The following is a 2,277-nucleotide window of genomic DNA, read 5'->3' on the forward strand; positions in this document are numbered from 1 at the left end:
ATTGGGGCATTAAGATGTGTGTTCGTAGACGCCATCCTCATCGAGGATGAGGGTGCTGGTCAGGGCGCACAGCTCAAGCAGCCGGTGCCAGTCGGCGGAGTTGCGGGCCAGGCGCGAGACCTCCAGCCCCATGACGACGCCGGCCTTGGCGAGGGCTACCTCGCTGACCAGTTCCTGGAAGCCGTCGCGGGCAACGGCGCTGGATCCCGATTTGCCCAGGTCGCAGTCGATCACGTGGACGCGTTCGGCCGGCCAACCGGCGGCAATGGCGCGATCACGCAGCCCATACTGTCGCTGCGTGCTCTCGCCGTTCTCGGCGACCTGTCGCAGCGTAGACTGACGGATGTAGAGGTAGGCGTCGCGCCGAAGGTGGTCGGCGGTGACTTTGAGGTCAGGCATGTGCTGGCTCCGCGGTTAGCGTGACAACAAGGCTGGCAAGGATGAGGGTGAGCTCGCTGGCGGCGATCGCGCCTGCCGACGGGGTGCGATGTACCGGGCAAGGCGGCGTAAAGTTGGGTGTTGTCGTTGCGGCCTTGATCCAGGCGACCATGCCTTGACGGCGCAGGGTTACGAGTCCTGATCCGGTGATCAGCCGGGCGCTGAGCACCGCGGTGCGCAGTTGTTCGTATGTGCCGACGAGGCTGGTCGCGCGGACGGTTAAGGCAGATCGAGTGGTTTTTTTTTGGGCGCCATGGCCCGCTCCAGACTTCGCCGGTGCACCCTGACGCCAAAGCGTGTGGCGATAGCGTCTACACGTTGCGGAACGGTGAGGTCGGGCCTCGTCGTCCTGAGTTGGTCGATGTAGGCGAGGACCTCGGCAGAGATCTTGTGTCCGCCCTTTGGACCCCGCTGCCGGGGCACCAGCCCGGCGAGGCCCTGGTCGGCCAAGGCGCTCTGAGCTTTGTAGAAGGTCGGCCGCGAGACCCCGAAGGCGCTGGCGACGTCGCTGATCGGCACGCGATCGGCCTGATGGCGGCGCACCATCTCGTAGCGGACCTGCACAAGGTCCCTGGCATCGAAGAAGGGATTGCCTGCAAACAGCGTGTCGCGCACGGCCTCGGGGTGGGGGTTGAGTGCGCCGTCGCGGGCCAAGGCCTCGGCCTTTGGGTCGCGTCGTGCTGGCTTTTGCTTCGCCATGACCATCATCCAAATTGATTCGTAAATATAAATACGCCTTACATTCTGAGACGTCAAACAAGGTCGCTTCACGATGACCGAGACAAATCTTGCAATTCTGGGCATAGCTCCGGTATCCGAGCAGGCGTTGCGGCGTAATTTGCCTTACACCAGCGGCGTATTTAACCTTACGCATCCTCCCCCTCCACCGGCGCAGAGACCCGATCCAGCAGCGTGAGCAAATCCAATAGGTCGACCGTCCGGAACGCCGCGCGCCCGGCCGCGACGCGCCGGAATGCGTCAGGCTGCTCCATGTCCGTCATTGCGGCGGCAATCGTGGGCAAGGTCCCGTCCGCCGCCCGGTAGATCACCCGGTCGTCGCCCCAATGCGGGCTGCGGCTGATCATGTCGAAGGTCTGGTCTTTAAGCGGGTGGAATGGGTGAGTAATGCGGACCGTGAGGCCGGTCGTCCCCATACGGGCTGCAGTTGACGGCTTTATCCAAGGCCAAGGTCGAGAACGGCGTGCGTTTCGCCCAAAGCTGCATTCTGGGGCGCCTGCGCAAACAGACGTTCTTCTCGCTCGCCGAGGCCAATGCCGCGATCGCCGGCGTGCTGGAGCGCATCAACAATCATGTCATGCGCCGGCTGGGCGTCAGCCGCCGACAGCTCTTCGAGGCGGTCGAACGCGCGGCGCTCGCAAGCCTGCCCGCCGAGGATTACGAGTTCGCCGAATGGCGCTTTGCGCGGGTCTCGACGGATTACCATGTCGAGTTCCAAAGCTTCTTCTATTCCGTGCCGCACGGCCTCATCCGTCAGCAGGTCGATATCCGGGCGACAGCACGGATGATCGAGATCTTCCATCGCGGCGAACGCATCGCTGTGCATCAGCGCCGATATGGCGGCAAGCGCTATGGAACGGACCCCGCACACATGCCGAGCTCGCACCGCAGCTATGCGGAATGGACACCGGATCGCTTCCGGCGCTGGGGCGCATCGATCGGACCGCAAACCGAAGGGCTTATCACCGCCATCCTCGCCAGCCGGCCGCATCCTGAGCAGGGCTTCAGAACATGTCTGGGTATCCTGCGCCTTTATCGCGACATCAGCCGCGAGCGCGCCGAGACCGTTTCGGCGCGCGCCGTCGAGATCGGCGGCCTGAC

Annotated in this window: 2 protein-coding genes and 1 pseudogene; all 3 read right to left on the bottom strand. The window is 63.9% G+C overall.

Annotated features, from left to right (window positions below):
- Window positions 1-21 precede the first annotated feature (21 nt).
- Window positions 22-399: pseudogene (locus EOB59_RS34185) on the bottom strand (recombinase family protein); the annotation flags it as partial.
- 258 nt (window positions 400-657) lie between these two features.
- The gene (locus EOB59_RS34190) at window positions 658-1,137 is read right to left on the bottom strand and encodes a helix-turn-helix domain-containing protein (protein WP_128178319.1); all 480 of its coding nucleotides are present in this window, start codon (window positions 1,135-1,137) and stop codon (window positions 658-660) included.
- 167 nt (window positions 1,138-1,304) lie between these two features.
- Complete coding sequence (locus EOB59_RS34195; protein WP_128178321.1) at window positions 1,305-1,592, bottom strand: DUF5372 family protein; 288 nt, start codon at window positions 1,590-1,592, stop codon at window positions 1,305-1,307.
- Window positions 1,593-2,277: the final 685 nt, after the last annotated feature.

Origin of the sequence: Mesorhizobium sp. M7A.F.Ca.MR.176.00.0.0, from assembly GCF_004023165.1 — a bacterium.
Classification (GTDB): Bacteria; Pseudomonadota; Alphaproteobacteria; order Rhizobiales; family Rhizobiaceae; genus Mesorhizobium.

Bases quoted from the DNA above. Each gene is read 5' to 3' on its own strand.
- EOB59_RS34190 (WP_128178319.1), bottom strand. From the start codon at position 1,137: ATGGCGAAGCAAAAGCCAGCACGACGCGACCCAAAGGCCGAGGCCTTG.
- EOB59_RS34195 (WP_128178321.1), bottom strand. From the start codon at position 1,592: ATGGGGACGACCGGCCTCACGGTCCGCATTACTCACCCATTCCACCCG.